The 15,429-nt window shown below is 69.5% G+C and carries 11 protein-coding genes; 2 read left to right on the forward strand and 9 right to left on the reverse strand.

Annotation, left to right across the window (positions count from 1 at the left end; translation table 11 throughout):
• The first annotated feature begins 75 nt into the window (after positions 1-75).
• Both ASG69_RS12385 and ASG69_RS12390 read left to right on the forward strand, forming a co-directional pair.
• Positions 76-1,701 (forward strand): sensor histidine kinase, encoded by a 1,626-nt coding sequence (locus tag ASG69_RS12385; RefSeq protein WP_197027765.1) that lies wholly within the window; start codon positions 76-78, stop codon positions 1,699-1,701.
• Positions 1,702-1,743: 42 nt separating this feature from the next.
• The gene (locus tag ASG69_RS12390) at positions 1,744-2,424 is read left to right on the forward strand and encodes a response regulator (RefSeq protein WP_156380502.1); all 681 of its coding nucleotides are present in this window, start codon (positions 1,744-1,746) and stop codon (positions 2,422-2,424) included.
• 16 nt (positions 2,425-2,440) lie between these two features.
• On the opposite strand, the gene ASG69_RS12395 is transcribed toward ASG69_RS12390, so the two are convergent.
• The 9 genes from ASG69_RS12395 to ASG69_RS12435 all read right to left on the reverse strand — a co-directional run bounded on the left by ASG69_RS12395 (position 2,441) and on the right by ASG69_RS12435 (position 15,416).
• On the reverse strand, positions 2,441-3,505 hold the full coding sequence (locus tag ASG69_RS12395; protein ID WP_056445351.1) for an amidohydrolase family protein: 1,065 nt from the start codon (positions 3,503-3,505) through the stop codon (positions 2,441-2,443).
• A gap of 31 nt (positions 3,506-3,536) precedes the next feature.
• Entirely contained in the window at positions 3,537-5,105 is a 1,569-nt protein-coding gene (gene ffh / locus ASG69_RS12400; RefSeq protein WP_056445067.1) for a signal recognition particle protein, read from the reverse strand.
• Between the two features lie 91 nt (positions 5,106-5,196).
• Positions 5,197-7,683: a [protein-PII] uridylyltransferase gene (locus tag ASG69_RS12405; protein WP_056445069.1), complete on the reverse strand. Its 2,487-nt coding sequence runs from the start codon at positions 7,681-7,683 to the stop codon at positions 5,197-5,199.
• Between the two features lie 57 nt (positions 7,684-7,740).
• Positions 7,741-8,079, reverse strand: coding sequence for a P-II family nitrogen regulator (locus tag ASG69_RS12410; protein ID WP_027505009.1), 339 nt, complete (start codon positions 8,077-8,079; stop codon positions 7,741-7,743).
• A gap of 3 nt (positions 8,080-8,082) precedes the next feature.
• A complete protein-coding gene (locus ASG69_RS12415) occupies positions 8,083-9,444 on the reverse strand; it encodes an ammonium transporter (protein WP_027505008.1) in 1,362 nt (453 codons plus the stop codon).
• A gap of 222 nt (positions 9,445-9,666) precedes the next feature.
• The gene (gene ftsY, locus ASG69_RS12420) at positions 9,667-11,067 is read right to left on the reverse strand and encodes a signal recognition particle-docking protein FtsY (RefSeq protein WP_056445072.1); all 1,401 of its coding nucleotides are present in this window, start codon (positions 11,065-11,067) and stop codon (positions 9,667-9,669) included.
• 4 nt (positions 11,068-11,071) lie between these two features.
• Entirely contained in the window at positions 11,072-14,695 is a 3,624-nt protein-coding gene (gene smc, locus ASG69_RS12425; protein WP_056445076.1) for a chromosome segregation protein SMC, read from the reverse strand.
• Between the two features lie 29 nt (positions 14,696-14,724).
• A complete protein-coding gene (locus tag ASG69_RS12430) occupies positions 14,725-15,009 on the reverse strand; it encodes an acylphosphatase (RefSeq protein ID WP_027505005.1) in 285 nt (94 codons plus the stop codon).
• Positions 15,006-15,416 carry an OsmC family protein gene (locus ASG69_RS12435; protein WP_056445078.1) on the reverse strand — a complete coding sequence of 137 codons (411 nt, stop codon included), beginning with the start codon at positions 15,414-15,416 and terminating at the stop codon, positions 15,006-15,008. Before ASG69_RS12435 ends, ASG69_RS12430 begins: the two co-directional genes overlap by 4 nt.
• Between the last annotated feature and the right edge of the window lie 13 nt (positions 15,417-15,429).

The following is a 15,429-nucleotide window of genomic DNA, read 5'->3' on the forward strand; positions in this document are numbered from 1 at the left end:
GACTGTGATCGAGAGCAATCATGGATGTTTCAGTGATTCAGGTCACCCATTCGTTACCAAGGAAAGTTGAGTTCTTTGTGGTCACGACGGTCGACCCGGACCGCCCTGGTCCGGCACGCGCGCGGCAGGTCGCTGGCCGGCCAGTTCCTCGTGTTGCAACTGGCCGTCGTCGCCGTGGTGTTGGGGGCCGTGGCCGCGATCTCGATTCATCAGTCGACCACCGAGTTCCGGGACATCCAGGGCGGGCGCATGCTGTCCGTCGCGGAGAGCCTGGCCTCCACCCCGATCGTGCGGGAGCAGCTGAACGCGCCGCTGGTGGAACAAGTGCTCGCGCCGGACGTCGACCGCGCGGTGTCTCTCTCCGGAGCCACCCTGGCCGAGATCGTCTCGACCGAAGGCGAGGTTCTGGTGTCCACCGATCCGACCCGCGTCGGATCCGCCGCAGAACTCGGTGACAGCGACGTCTTCGGCGGCCGCGGCTGGTACGGCGACGTCGACGTGGAGGGCCACCCTTCCATTGCCGGACACGTGCCGATCCTCGACACCGACGGTGGTGTGATCGCTGTGGTCACCGTGTCGGAGAACTATCCCTCGACGTGGATGCTGTTGTCCGACTCCGGTGCTCGCCTCCTGATCTATCTCGGAATAGGCGCCGGCGTCGGCGCCGCGGGATCGTGGCTGCTCTCCCGGCGCATCCGTCGCCACACTCTCGGGCTCGAGACCACCGAGATCGCGAGCCTTGCCGACCACCGAGAAGCGTTGCTGCACAGCATCCGTGAAGGCGTCATCGCCGTCGGCAACGACGGCCGGATCACGATGATCAACGACAGCGCGTGCGCCCTGCTGGATCTACAGCCGAGCGTCGTCGGGAGTCACGTCGCCGAGGTCGACATCGACGCCGGGATACGCGAGGTACTTCTGTCCGACGGTGACGTCGAGGACGTCGTCGTCACCACCTCGACGCGGGTCCTGGCCCTCAATCGCCGCAGTGCCACCAGTCGCCGTGCGGAGAACCGCGGGCAGCACATCGGCACCGTGACCACAATGCGTGACAGCACCGAACTCGCCTCGATGCAGAGCCAACTGACGTCGCACAAGAGTGTGACCGACACCCTGCGCGCCCAGACCCACGAATTCGCGAACCAGCTGCACACCATCTCCGGCTTGGCACAGCTGGGCAGCTACGACGACGTGACCCGGTTGGTGGGCACGCTCACCCGCCGCCGCGCGGAGATCAGCGATTCGATCACGGCGCACGTCCACGACCCGGCGGTGGCGGCACTGCTCATCGCGAAGACGTCACTCGCCGCCGAGGCCGGGGTGCGGCTCGTGTTGGATCCGGAGTCGGATCTGGGTGCGCTCGATCCGGCGCTGTCGACGGACGTCATCACCGTCCTCGGCAACCTCGTGGACAACGCGCTCGACGTCTCCCGCGACCACGGCGATCGCTCCATCACCGTGCTCGTCCGGGACGATCCGGAACTGTGTGTCGAGGTCGTCGACTCCGGCCCCGGAGTTCCCCCGCAGATGCGCGAGTTGATTTTCTCGCGGGGCGTGACGTCCAAGACGGACGTTCCCGGCGGACGCGGCATCGGTCTCGCGCTCGTCCGCTTGGTCAGCGTGCAGCACGGCGGCACCGCGACCATCGAGGACGCAGATTCCGGCGGTGCCCGTTTCCGCGTCCGCATGCCGCTCGGTTAGGTTCTGCACATTCCCGACCCGACGAGAGAGGACGTACCCCGAGTGCCCACGGTGCTGGTGGTGGACGACGACTTCATGGTGGCGGACATCCACCGCCGCTTCGTCGACCACACACCTGGCTTCACGGCGGTCGGTGTCGCGCACTCCGCGGCGGCAGCCCGGACCAGCATCACCGAGTTGACCCCGGACCTCGTCCTTCTCGACGTGCACCTGCCCGACGCCTCGGGACTCGACGTGCTCCGTGCTTTGCGGGCCGAGAAGAATCCCGTCGGCGTCATCATGATCACCGCCGCAAGGGAACTCGACACCGTCGCGGATGCCTTGAGCGGCGGCGCCGCGGACTACCTGATCAAGCCCTTCGAGTATCCGCAGCTGCGCGACAAGCTGGACGCCTTCGCCGCGCGCTTCGATGCCCTGTCCTCCGGGCAGGCTGATCAGTCACTCGTCGATTCGCTGTTCGGTGCCGCAGCGCGGCCGGACCAGTCGACTTCGGACGCCGCCGCCCGGCTGCCCAAGGGTCTGTCGCCGGAGACCGGCGGCGTGGTACTCGGGCAGATGACCGGAGGAGCCGAGCTGTCGGCCACGGAATGCGCTGAAGCCGTCGGCATCTCGCGAGTCAGCGCGCGCCGGTACCTCGAACACTATCTGGCCTGCGGCGTGCTGGACGTCCGTCTGCAGTACGGCCGGGCAGGGCGCCCGGAACGCCGCTACCGGGCACGCTGACCATCGGAGCCGCCGGTCACCAGATCCGGCCGCGCAACACCACCACGTCCGGCGCCGACAGGACGTCCGGCCCGGTTCGTGGGTCCGTGGAGTAGAACACCAGATCCGCGGGTGCGCCGTGCTCGATGCCCGCACGCCCGAGCCACCGCCGCGCCGTCCAACTGGCCGCACCCAGGGCGTCGGTCGGCGACAGGCCCACGCCCACCAGCGCCGCCACCTCGTCGGCCACCCGCCCGTGCTCGATGCTGCCGCCCGCGTCGGTGCCCGCGTAGATCGGGACTCCGGCGTCGTGCGCGCGCCCCACCGTGTCCGCCACTCGGGCGTGCAGATCGCGCATGTGATCGGCGTAGCGCGGGTAGCGGGTGGCCGAGTCGGCGATCGACGGAAATGTCTCGATGTTGATGAGCGTGGGCACCAGTGCGGTTCCGTGCTCGACCATCATCTCGATGGTCTCGTCGGTCAGGCCGGTGCCGTGTTCGATGCAGTCGATGCCGGCACCGATCAGCCCGGGCAGCGCGTCCTCGCCGAAGACGTGCGCAGTGACCCGGGCGCCCTCGGCGTGGGCGGCGTCGATGGCCCGGCGCAGGACCGCGTCGTCCCACAAGGGTGCGAGGTCGCCGACCTCGCGGTCGATCCAGTCGCCGACCAGCTTGACCCACCCGTCGCCGAGGCGCGCCTGCTGAGCCACGGCCTCGGGCAGTTGCGACTCGTCCTCGAGATCGACGGCGAGGCCGGGAATGTAGCGCTTGGGCATCGCGATGTGCCGACCCGCGCGGATGATGCGCGGCAGATCCTCGTGGTCGTCGAGTGCGCGGGTGTCGACGGGCGATCCCGCGTCACGCAGCAGCAGCGCACCCACCTCGCGCTCGGTGGTGGCCTGCTCGACGGTGCCGTCGTGATCCTCGTGCCCGCCGCCGTACGTGATACCGACATGGCAGTGCGCGTCGACGAGACCCGGAACGATCCAGCCGCCCCGCGCCACCGTGGTGGCACCGGGAACCGGATCCAGTGAGACGAGGCCGTCTCGCACCCAGACGTCCACCTCGTCGTGGCCGGGCAGCACGACGCCGCGCAGATGCAGACTCGGCGAGATGCGCACCGCGTGCTCCGCCCTACTTCTTGGGGAGCTTCAGCTGCGACAGGTCGATGCCCTCGAGGCCCGGCGGAAGCTGGTCGAGGCCCTTCGGCATCGAGGACAGATCGGGCATCCCCGCGGGCATTCCGCCCGGCATACCGGGGAAGCCTCCCCGCACGCCCTTCGGCGGTGTGGGTCCGCGACCGCCCTTCTTCCCCTTCTTGCCCTTCTTGTTGCTGCGCTGAACCTGCTTGCGCGCGCCGGGCATGCCCATGCGGCCGGCCATCGACGCCATCATCTTGCGGGCCTCGAAGAAGCGGTCGACGAGCTGGTTGACGTCGGAGACCTTCACACCGGAACCGTTGGCGATGCGCAGACGACGGGAGGCGTTGATCATCTTCGGATCGGCCCGCTCGGCGGGTGTCATACCGCGGATGATGGCCTGCACGCGGTCGAGCTGCTTGTCGTCCACCGACGCGAGGGCGTCCTTCATCTGACCGGCACCGGGCAGCATGCCGAGCAGGTTGCCGATCGGTCCCATCTTGCGGATCGCCATCATCTGCTCGAGGAAGTCCTCGAGCGTCAACTGGCCGGACCCGATCTTCGCGGCGGTGTCCTCCGCCTGCTTCGCGTCGAAGACGGTCTCGGCCTGCTCGATGAGGCTGAGCAGGTCGCCCATGCCGAGGATGCGGCTCGCCATGCGATCCGGGTGGAAGATCTCGAAGTCCTCGAGCTTCTCGCCCGTCGACGCGAACATGATCGGTCGACCGGTGACCTCGCGGACGCTCAGCGCGGCGCCACCGCGGGCGTCGCCGTCGAGCTTGGTCAGCACGACGCCGGTGAAGCCGACACCGTCCTGGAAGGCCTGCGCCGTGCTGACGGCGTCCTGGCCGATCATCGCGTCGAGCACGAACAGGATCTCGTCGGGGTTCGTCGCGTCGCGGATACCGGCGGCCTGGCCCATGAGCTCGGTGTCGATACCGAGACGGCCCGCGGTGTCGACGATGACGACGTCGTACTGCTTGGCCCTGGCCTCCGCGACACCGGCGCGAGCGACCTCCACCGGATCGGCCGCGGTCACGCCGAGGGCATTCTCGCCGCCGCCGATCGACGTGCCCGGATGCGGCGCGAAGACGGCGGCGCCCGCACGCTCGCCGACGATCTGGAGCTGACTCACCGCACCGGGGCGCTGGAGGTCGCAGGCCACGAGGAGCGGGGTGTGGTTCTGGTCCTTGAGCCACTTGGCGAGCTTGCCGGCGAGTGTCGTCTTACCGGAGCCCTGCAGACCGGCCAGCATGATGACGGTCGGCGGGTTCTTCGCGAACTCCACCCGCCGGGTCTCGCCACCGAGGATGCCGACGAGCTCGTCGTTGACGATCTTGACGACCTGCTGCGCGGGGTTGAGAGCAGCGGAGACCTCGGCGCCCTTCGCGCGCTCCTTGATCCGAGTGATGAAAGCGCGCACGACCGGCAGCGCGACGTCGGCGTCGAGCAGTGCCAGGCGGATCTCGCGGCACACCGCATCGATGTCGGCGCCCGAGAGCCGACCCTTGCCTCTCAGATCCTTGAGGCTTCCGGTCAATCTGTCGGACAGTGATTCGAACACCGATACTCCTGAACATCGCGAGAGAAGTGAAGACTCCGTCGACCAGACTAACGGTCGATCGACCCGGCGGTGGCCCGGCCCGACGCGTACCTCAGTCGTCCGACTCGGGCTCCTTCGGACGCAGGGCGGGGACGACGGCCAGCAGCGCGCGTTCGAGCTCCTCGCGCTGTGCCCGCGATCCGGCGCCGCCCTCCGACGCCCCGCTGGTGTCGACGCAGAACGCGTCCACCACCGAGGATCCGCGGGTGGTGACCTTGGCCCAGCGCACGTCGGCACCGTGCTTCTCGAAGACGGACGAGAGCCGGCACAGCAGCCCGAGCCGATCCTCGGCGCGGACCTCCACGATCACGGAGTCGCCGTCCGGACCGTCGAACCACAGCACCCGCGGCGGCGCCTGCGCGTACAGCAGCACCTCCGACGAGTCGAGCGTTCCGAGTTCGCCGTCCGAGGCGGCGATCCGTGCCCCGGCCTCCTTGAGGTCGAGTTGCGCGAGCAGGTCGAGGTCCCCGTCGAGTGCCCGGATGAGCTCCTGGCGCAGTAGGCCGGGCTGGGGCGGCGCCCCGAAGGTGGGCGTGACGACGAAGCGGTTGATCGCGAACCCGTTCGCGCTGACCACGGATGCGGACAGCACCCGCAGCGCGGCCAGAGCGAGCACGCCCGACGCGTTGGACAGCAGGCCGAGCCTGTCCGGCGCGGTCACCGTCACCTCGAACGTGTGCGGACTGTCCGACGGCTGCAGATCGACGTCGACTCCGCCCTCGGCGGCGCGGGCCGCGAGCGCCGCGTCGATCGGATCGGGCGTCGGCAGCGATTCACCGGCCATGATCATGCGGCAGCGCCGCACGAGCTCACCGATGAGCGAGGACTTCCAGTCCCCCCAGACACCGGGTCCCGTCGCGAGCGAGTCCGCCTCGGCCAGCGCGTGCAGGAGTTCGAGCAGGATCGGATCGCCGTCCAGCGCGTCGACCACCCGCTGCACCGTCGCGGGATCGTCCAGGTCGCGTCGGGTCGCGGTGTCCGGCAGGAGCAGATGGTGGCGCACCATCGCCTCGAGCAGCCGGACGTCCGACGGCCACAGACCGAGCCGCTTGCCCACCTGCGTGGCCAGATCCGCGCCGACGATGCTGTGGTCTCCCCCGCGGCCCTTGCCGATGTCGTGCAGCAGTGCGCCGAGGACCAGCAGGTCCGGCCTCGCGACCCGGGTGGTGAAACCACTCGCGTGCGCGGCGGTCTCGACGAGATGGCGATCCACCGTCCAGGTGTGCACGGCGTCGCGCGGCGGGAGGTCGCGCACCGCCCCCCACTCGGGAAGCAGACGCCCCCACAGGCCCGTCCGGTCCAGAGCCTCGATCGCGTCGATGGCGCGGCGGCCGGAGCCGAGGACCACCAGCAGGTCGTTCAGTGCCTCCTTCGGCCACGGCTCGCGCAGTTCCGGTGCACTGTCGGACAGCCGACCCAGGGTCGACGCGGACATCGGCATCCCGGTCACCGCGGAGGCCGCCGCGACACGCATGATCAGTCCCGGATCCTTGTTGGGGCGGGCGTCCCGCGCCAACACCACCTCGCCGGCGTGCTCGACGACCCCCTCGTCCAGGGGCCGACGCACAGGTACCCGGCGGAGCCGCGAGAGTCCGCGTCGCGGTATGGCATTCCCGGCGGTACGCAGGCCCACGTCCGTCGAGTAGACGATGGTGCGCGCCGAATCACTCAGTACGCGTGCAAGATCGAAGCGATCACCGATGCGGAGCGCGGCGGCGATCTCGTCCGCGTCCTGCGCTCGCAGCTGATCACGGGCACGGCCCGCCACCCGGTGCAGCTCGGTACGGACATCGAGGATCCGCCGGTGAGCGAAATCCAGTCCACCGCCCGGTGATTCGGGCCCGAGGCCCGGCATCGCGTCGGTGAGCTGCGCGATGGAGAGCGCGTCGAGCAGCTGCACGTCGCGCAGTCCGCCGCGTCCACTCTTGAGATCGGGCTCGGCCCGGTGGGCGATCTCGCCGCTACGCCCCCAGCGAGTGCGGGTCAGCGCGTGCAATTCGTCGAACCGATCGCGGATCCCGATGCGCCACTGACGCCGGATCCCGTCGATCAACATCGAACTGAGTTCGGCGTCGCCCACGATGTGTCGGGCGTCGAGCAGACCGAGGGCCGCGGTCATGTCGTGGGCGGCCACGTCCAGAGCCTGCGGAACCGTGCGGACACTGTGATCGAGCTTGATGTGCGCGTCCCACAGCGGGTACCAGAGTTGGTCGGCCACACCGCTGACGAGCGCGGGATCGAGATCGTCGTGCAACAGCACCAGGTCCAGGTCCGAGTACGGCAGCATCTCGCGACGACCCAGCCCGCCGACGGCGACGATGGCGAATCCGCTGTCCGGCTTGATACCCACCTCGGAACCCTTGGTGGTCAGCCAGAACTCGTGGAGATCGACGAGCGCCTGGCGCAGCGCCGTCGCGTCCAGTCGTCGATTCCGGCCCTGGCCGGCGAGCAGTTGCTCGCGCGCTCGGACGAGATCCGCCGCTGCTTCGGAACCTCCCACGGGGCTCACTCCTTCTGGTGTCGTGTCGCCGAGAAACAGATCGGCCGCGGATCCGCCCCGTCGAACGAGGCGGATCCGCGGCCGGACTGACGGGAACTACAGAGCGTCGGAGCCACGCTCGCCGGTGCGCACGCGCACGACTGCCTCCACGGGCGAGACCCAGACCTTGCCGTCACCGATCTTGCCGGTGCGGGCTGCCTCGACGATCACCTCGACGACCTTGTCCACGGCCGCATCGTCCACGACGACCTCGACGCGCACCTTGGGAACGAAGTCCACGGAGTACTCGGCACCGCGGTAGACCTCGGTGTGGCCCTTCTGTCGGCCGTACCCCTGTACCTCGCTCACGGTCATACCGAGAACGCCTGCCTGCTCGAGAGCCGTCTTGACGTCCTCGAGAGTGAACGGCTTGACGATTGCAGTGATCAACTTCATGTCTCACGCCTCCTTGCTGGGAACACGTCCCAGTGTTGACCCACCGAGTGCCGCAAAGTCGTAGGCGGTCTCGGCATGTTCCGATTCGTCGGCTCCCATGGATTCACCATCGTCGTCGATCCGGAGGCCCACGGTGTACTTGACGATGAGCGCGACGATGGTCGTACCCACCAGAGAGTAGAGCAGCACCGCACCGGCACCGACTGCCTGACGCCACAGCTGGTCGAATCCGCCGCCGTAGAACAGCCCCTCGACACCGGCCGGTGCCTCGGAGGTGGCGACCAGTCCGACGAGCAGCGTGCCCACCAGACCGCCGACGAGGTGGACGCCGACGACGTCGAGCGAGTCGTCGAAACCGAACTTGAACTTCAGGCCGACGGCCAGTGCGCAGAGCACACCGGCGACGACGCCGATGACGAGTGCACCGAGGATGTTGACCGAGGAGCAGGCCGGGGTGATCGCCACGAGTCCGGCGACGATGCCCGACGCACCACCGAGACTCGTCGCGTGCCCGTCACGGATGCGCTCCGTGAGGAGCCAGGCCAGCATGGCTGCGGCCGTGGCCGCGATGGTGGTGACGAAGGTGGCACCGGCGATGCCGTTGGAGCCGACGGCGGAACCGGCGTTGAAGCCGAACCAACCGAACCAGAGGAGGCCGGCACCCAGCATGACGAACGGCAGGTTGTGGGGGCGGAACGGAGTACCCGGCCATCCCTTGCGCTTGCCCAGGATGACGGCGAGCACCAGACCCGCGGCACCCGCGTTGATGTGGACGGCGGTACCGCCGGCGAAGTCGACCGCCGCGAGCTTGTTGGCGATCCAGCCACCGGTCGTGGTGGTGACCTCGTCGAAGGAGAAGACCCAGTGCGCGACCGGGAAGTAGACGAGGGTCGCCCACAGTCCGGCGAACAGCAGCCACGGACCGAAGCGCATGCGGTCCGCGACAGCGCCGGAGATCAGCGCGACCGTCAGGATCGCGAACATGGCCTGGAAGGAGACGAACACGGTCGCGGGAATGGTGCCGACGAGCGGGATCGCGGCATCGGTGAGCACACCGGCCTCGTCCTCGGAGGCGAGGTACGTTCCGCCGATCAGGCCCTTGAGCCCGAAGTACTGGAACGGGTCACCGATCAGGTTGCCCTTGTCCTCGCCGAAGGTGACCGAGTAGCCGTACAGCACCCAGAGAACGCCGACGACGCCCATCGCGCTGATGCTCATCATGATCATGTTCAGCACGCTCTTCGCGCGGACCATGCCGCCGTAGAAGAACGCAAGACCCGGAACCATGAGCAACACGAATGCCGCGCTTGTCAGCATCCATGCGGTGTCACCGGTGTCGGGCGCACCGATAGTGGGAAAATCCACCTTGAGCCTCCTCCTTCTTCCTCGCCCCAGCCGATGGCGGCTGACGACCTGAGGAGAAGGGTGCTCACTCGACGTTTCGGCGACGACACTGCGGTGTTTCGTCGGTGTGAACGCACAGCCGAATCATGTTGCGACCGTGTTGCGTCTCGGTCTTTTCACCCGATTCGGCCGCCGAGGACTCGACGAGAGTCGAATTCTCGGCGGCCCGAGCGGAGCTCGCGGTCAGCCGAGAAGAGCGTCGACGAACGCGCCGGGCTCGAACGGAGCGAGGTCGTCGGCGCCCTCACCGAGGCCCACGAGCTTCACCGGGACACCGAGTTCACGCTGCACCTGGAACACGATGCCGCCCTTGGCGGTGCCGTCCAGCTTGGTCAGCACGACGCCGGTGATGTCGACGACCTGAGCGAAGACCCGGGCCTGCGCGAGACCGTTCTGACCGATGGTCGCGTCGAGCACGAGCAGGACGTCGTCGACGGGCGCCTTCTTCTCGATGACGCGCTTGACCTTGCCCAGCTCGTCCATCAGTCCGGTCTTGGTGTGCAGTCGGCCCGCCGTGTCGATGAGCACGGCATCGACTCCGTCGGCGATCCCGCGCGTCACAGCGTCGAACGCGACGGCGGCCGGATCGGCGCCCTCCTTGCCGCGCACCACCTCGGCGCCCACGCGCTCGGCCCACGTCTGCAGCTGGTCGGCCGCCGCGGCGCGGAAGGTGTCGGCCGCGCCCAGCACGACCCGACGACCGTCCGCCACCAGGACGCGGGCGAGCTTGCCGGTCGTCGTGGTCTTGCCGGTGCCGTTGACGCCGACGACGAGCAGGACCGACGGCCGGTCACCGTGCGGCAGCGCACGGATCGAGCGGTCGAACGACGGGGTGAGCTGCTCGATCAGCACCTCGCGCAGCAGGGCGCGGGCCTCGGGCTCCGTCCGCACGTTGCGCACGGCCATCTGTTCACGCAGCGTCGCGACGATCTCGGCGGTCGCCGCACTCCCCAGGTCGGCGACGAGGAGGGTGTCCTCGACCTCCTCCCACGAGTCCTCGTCGAGGTCGCCGCCACCGAGCAGTCCGAGCAACGACCGGCCCACGGCGTTCTGCGACCGAGACAGTCGACCACGCAGCTTGGTCAGGCGGCCCGACGTCGGCTCGATCTCGTCGAGCACCGGAGCGGAGCTCGCCGGTTCTGCGGGCGTCTCCTCCTCCACCGGAGGGACGACCACGGGCGGGGTCTCGACAGGCGGTGCCTCCGTGGCCGGAGCGGGCTCGTCGAGCACCGGGTCGGGCAGCGAGATGTCGGTGATGCCCCGCTTGGGCGCGTCGCGAGGAACCGAAGCGTCGTCACCGACCCGCGGCTGATCGTCGGTGTCGGTGCGCTCGAGGGTGGGTTCGGGGATCGGCTTCCGGGGCGCCGGCGCGGGCGGAGCCGCCGTGCCCTGCGAGAAGTCGAATCCGGTCCCGGCCTTGTAGCCACCCGATCGGTCGACCTCGCGGACCTGCTCGGTGGTGTCCGGACGGGCCAGGGAGATGCGGCGACGACGCTGCAACACCAACCCGACGACGAGAACGACGACGAGCAGTGCGAGGACGGCCGCCACGACGATCCACAGTTCGGTAGTCACGTCGACCATCCTGTCAGGACGGTGGCTCGGGAGTCGCCACCTCCCCCGCGGGCTCGAGGACGGCACGCTTGGGCAACCGCTGCGAGATCACCGTCGTGATGCCGTCGCCGCGCATGCTCACGCCGTACAGCGCGTCGGCCACCTCCATGGTGGGTTTCTGGTGCGTGATGACGATGAGCTGCGACTTCTCCCGCAGCTGCTCGAACAGGCCGATGAGGCGACGGAGGTTCGTGTCGTCCAGCGCCGCCTCGACCTCGTCCATGACGTAGAACGGGGACGGCCGGGCCCGGAAGATGGCGACGAGCATCGCGACCGCGGTGAGCGACTTCTCGCCGCCGGACAGCAGCGACAACCTCTTGACCTTCTTGCCCGGCGGACGGGCCTCGACCTCGATGCCGGTGGTGAGCATGTCCGAGGGGTCGGTCAGTACCAGTCGGCCCTCACCGCCCGGGAAGAGCTTGGCGAAGACGCCGACGAACTCGCGCTCGACGTCGGCGTAGGCCTCGGTGAACACCTGCAGGATGCGGGCGTCGACGTCCGCGACCACGCCCAACAGATCCTTGCGCGCCGACTTCACGTCCTCGAGCTGGGTGGACAGGAAGTTGTAGCGCTCCTCCAGGGCGGCGAACTCCTCGAGAGCCAGCGGGTTGACCTTGCCCAGCGTCGCGAGGTCCTTCTCCGCACGCTTGACCCGGCGCTCCTGCTCCGCGCGGTCGAACGGCATCGGGGCCGGGGCCACCACCTGCTCGCCGCGTTCCTTCGCCTGCTCGTACTCCGCCATCTCGAGGTCGGTCGGCGGCAGCGTGACGTCGGGTCCGTACTCGGCGATCAGGTCGTCGGGCGCGATGGAGAACTGCTCCACCACGTTCTGTTCGAGCTGCTCGATGCGGAGCACCGCCTGCGCCTTGGCCACCTCGTCGCGGTGCACCGCGTCGGTCAACTGCGTGGCGCGCGCGGCGAGGGCGCGAACCTGTTCCCGCGTTCGGTCCAGCTCGGCAGCTCGGTCGGAACGACGGCGAGCCAGTTCGTCGCGGCGCACGGCAGCGTCCGCCACGACGCGCTCCAGCCGTCCGGCGACACGAGTCCCGGCCTCGGCGACCGCGGCGGCCACCGCAGCGGACTGCACGCGGCGTGCCCGTGCCCGCTCGGCCCGCGCACGGCCTTCTCGTTCCATCCGTGCCTGCCGACGGAGCTGGTCGGCCTTGCCGCGGACCGAGTCGGCGCGCTCCTCGGCGGTGCGTAGGGACAATCTGGCCTCGACCTCCACGGAGCGCACCTCGGTGACCGCTGCGGCAGCGTCCTCGCGGGCCCGCGCCCACTCCTCCGCCTCACCGTCCCCGTCGGCGTCGCCGCCCTGGTCGTCCTCGGCCCGGCGCACGCGCTCCTCCAGTTCGGCGAGCGCGGTCACCGCCTCGTCCCGCTGATGCTCGGCCCGTTCGCGCTGGGACTGCAGCCGGGTCGACTCGGCATGCGCGACACGGGCGACCTGGCCCAGTCGGCCGAGTTGCTCGTACACCGCGGACATCGCGGCGTCGGACTCCGTGAGCGCGGCCAACGCCTGATCGGCGGCCTCCCGGCGGTCCGCCTGTTCGGCGAGCGCCCCGGACAGCGCCGCGGCGAGTTCCTCGGTCCGACGCTCCGTCGTCGCCAGTTCGGTCACCGACTCGTCGATGGCCGCCTGCACCTCGAGCGTGCTGGGTCGGCGGTCCGACCCACCGGTGATCCACCCGCGCCCCACCAGGTCGCCGCCGCGTGTCACGACGCGCACGTCGGCGCTGTCCTCGACCAGGGCGGTGGCCTCCTCCAGCGTGTCGACGACGCTGGTGCCCGCCAACAACGAGGCGAGCGCGCCGCGCGCCGACTCGGACGCCTCGATCACCGACAGGATCGAGGTGCCGGAGCCGATCGTCCGCTCCTCGGACGCCGCGCCCGTGGGGTAGACGATCGCCGCGCGGCCGGCGTCCTCGCTCTTGAGCGCCGACACCGCCTCGCGGGCGTTCTCGACCGACGAGACCACCACGGCGTCGGCCGCGGCTCCCAGCGCCACGGCCACAGCCACCTCGTACCCCGGCCGCACGGTGAGGTGATCGCCCAACCTGCCGACGACGCCGTGCTGTTGCTTCTCCCCCAGCCACGCACCGCCGTCGCCGCGTTCCAGGTTCATCGTGAGAGCGTCGATCCGGGCGCGCAGCGATGCCACTCGCTGGCTCGACTCCCGTTCTCCCGTCTGCAGTTCCGCGACGCGGGCGTCGGCGATGGCCAGTGCCTCGACAGCATTCTCGTGCTGCGAGTCCAGTCCCGCCTCACCGGCGTCGAGTTCGCCGACCTTCTCCTGGACGATGTCGAACTCGGCCTGTGCGGCGTCGCCGCGGTGCCTCGCGTCCTCGATCGCGGTCGCGAGACGGGCCACCTCCGTGTCGTACGACTCGGCCCGAGCGCGCAGCCCGTCCACCTGACCGGAGAGCCGCGCGAGGCCCTCCCTGCGGTCGGCGACCGCGCGCACGGCAGCGGCGTGGGCGCGCTCCGCGTCCGCCGCAGCCGCTTCCCGTTCCGCGAGCTGCTCCCTCGCGGCATCGAGGGTGGCGCGCGCGAACTCCACCGCCTCGGTCAGCTGCAGCTCCTCCTCGGCGACCCGGTCCGCACGCTGCTCGAGCTCGTCCGGGTCGGGACCGCGGCGGTCCTCCGGCTCGTCACCGAGGTGACGTGCCCGCTCGGTCGCGATGCGCACGGTGGCGCCGACACGCTCGGCGAGAGCGGACAGCTGGAACCACGTCTGCGCCGCCGCCTCCGCGCTCGGGGTGAGTCGCGCAAGGTCCTGCTCGCCCTCGGCCAGCACCGCCTCGCCCTCGGCCAACGCGTCCTGGACAGCGGCGTACTCCTCGCGAGCCTTCGTCTCGTCGTGCGACTGTTCCGCCAGTTCGGTCCGGCGTGTCACCAGATCGTCGGCGGCGATGCGCAGGCGCGCGTCGCGGAGGTCCGCCTGCACGGTCTGCGCGCGCCGGGCCACCTCGGCCTGTCGGCCCAGGGGCTTGAGCTGCCGACGCAGTTCGGTGGTGAGGTCCGTCAGACGCGCGAGGTTGGCCTGCATGGAGTCGAGCTTGCGGACGGCCTTCTCTTTGCGCTTGCGGTGCTTGAGGACGCCGGCGGCCTCCTCGATGAAGGCGCGACGGTCCTCCGGCCGCGACTCGAGAATGGCGGCGAGTCGACCCTGACCGACGATGACGTGCATCTCACGGCCGATACCCGAGTCGCTGAGCAGTTCCTGGACGTCCATCAGTCGGCAGGAGCTGCCGTTGATCTCGTACTCGCCGGCACCGTCGCGGAACATGCGGCGGGTGATCGAGACCTCGGAGTAATCGATCGGCAGCGCGCCGTCGCTGTTGTCGATGGTCAGCGTCACCTCGGCCCGGCCCAGCGGGGCACGGCCGGACGTGCCGGCGAAGATGACGTCCTCCATCTTGCCGCCGCGCAGCGCCTTCGCGCCCTGCTCCCCCATGACCCACGTCAGGGCGTCCACGACGTTCGACTTGCCGGACCCGTTGGGGCCGACGACGCAGGTGATACCGGGCTCGAAACGCAGAGTCGTCGCCGAGGCGAAGGACTTGAAGCCCTTCAGCGTCAGACTCTTGAGGTGCATGGCGGTTCAGACTACCCAGCCCTGCTCTCTCAGCGTTCGACGAACCCGTCGAGTCCGCCGCGAGCGGATTCCCAGTTGTCCACCACGGTGGTCACCGAGCCCGGGGTGTCACCCGATCGCAGAGCGGCGAGCAGCGCCTCGAGATCAGCTCGATCTCCCTCGGCAACCACGTGCACCCGGCCGTCGGACGTGTTGGTCGCTGATCCGACGAGCCCGAGTTCCAACGCGCGCGACCGCGTCCACCAGCGGAAACCGACGCCCTGGACACTGCCGTGGACCCACGCGCTCAGCCGTTCGAGGTCGACTGCCGTCACTCCTCGACCTCGATACGGAGGTCCACCTCGGTGCCCGCCTTCAACGTGCGCCCCACCGTGCACACCTTGTCGACGGCCTTGGTGACGACGGTGAGCAACCGTTCCCTGGCCTCCGGATCGAGGGCGCTGAGGTCGACCGTCAGCACCTCCTCGAGCCGCGGGTAGCGCTCCTCGTCACGATCGGCGACGCCCGACACCCGGACGGTCGCGTCGTAGTCGTCACCGAGCCGGCGGGCGAGGGGACGATCGGAGCTCATGCCCGTGCATGCCGCGAGAGCGATCTTGAGCAGCTCACCGGGAGTGAAGACACCCTCGACGTCCTCGGACCCGATGAGCACTTCGGCACCGCGCGAACTCTTGCCGGTGTAACGACGTGTCCCGGTGCGATCGACCCACAGTTCAGTCATGATCGCGATGTTA

The organism is Rhodococcus sp. Leaf225 (assembly GCF_001426145.1).
Taxonomy (GTDB): Bacteria; Actinomycetota; Actinomycetes; order Mycobacteriales; family Mycobacteriaceae; genus Rhodococcoides.

Excerpts from the sequence above, each read along its gene's own strand:
- smc (WP_056445076.1), bottom strand. The coding sequence starts at position 14,695 with ATGCACCTCAAGAGTCTGACGCTGAAGGGCTTCAAGTCCTTCGCCTCG.
- ftsY (WP_056445072.1), bottom strand. The coding sequence starts at position 11,067 with ATGGTCGACGTGACTACCGAACTGTGGATCGTCGTGGCGGCCGTCCTC.
- ASG69_RS12435 (WP_056445078.1), bottom strand. The coding sequence starts at position 15,416 with ATGACTGAACTGTGGGTCGATCGCACCGGGACACGTCGTTACACCGGC.
- ASG69_RS12410 (WP_027505009.1), bottom strand. The coding sequence starts at position 8,079 with ATGAAGTTGATCACTGCAATCGTCAAGCCGTTCACTCTCGAGGACGTC.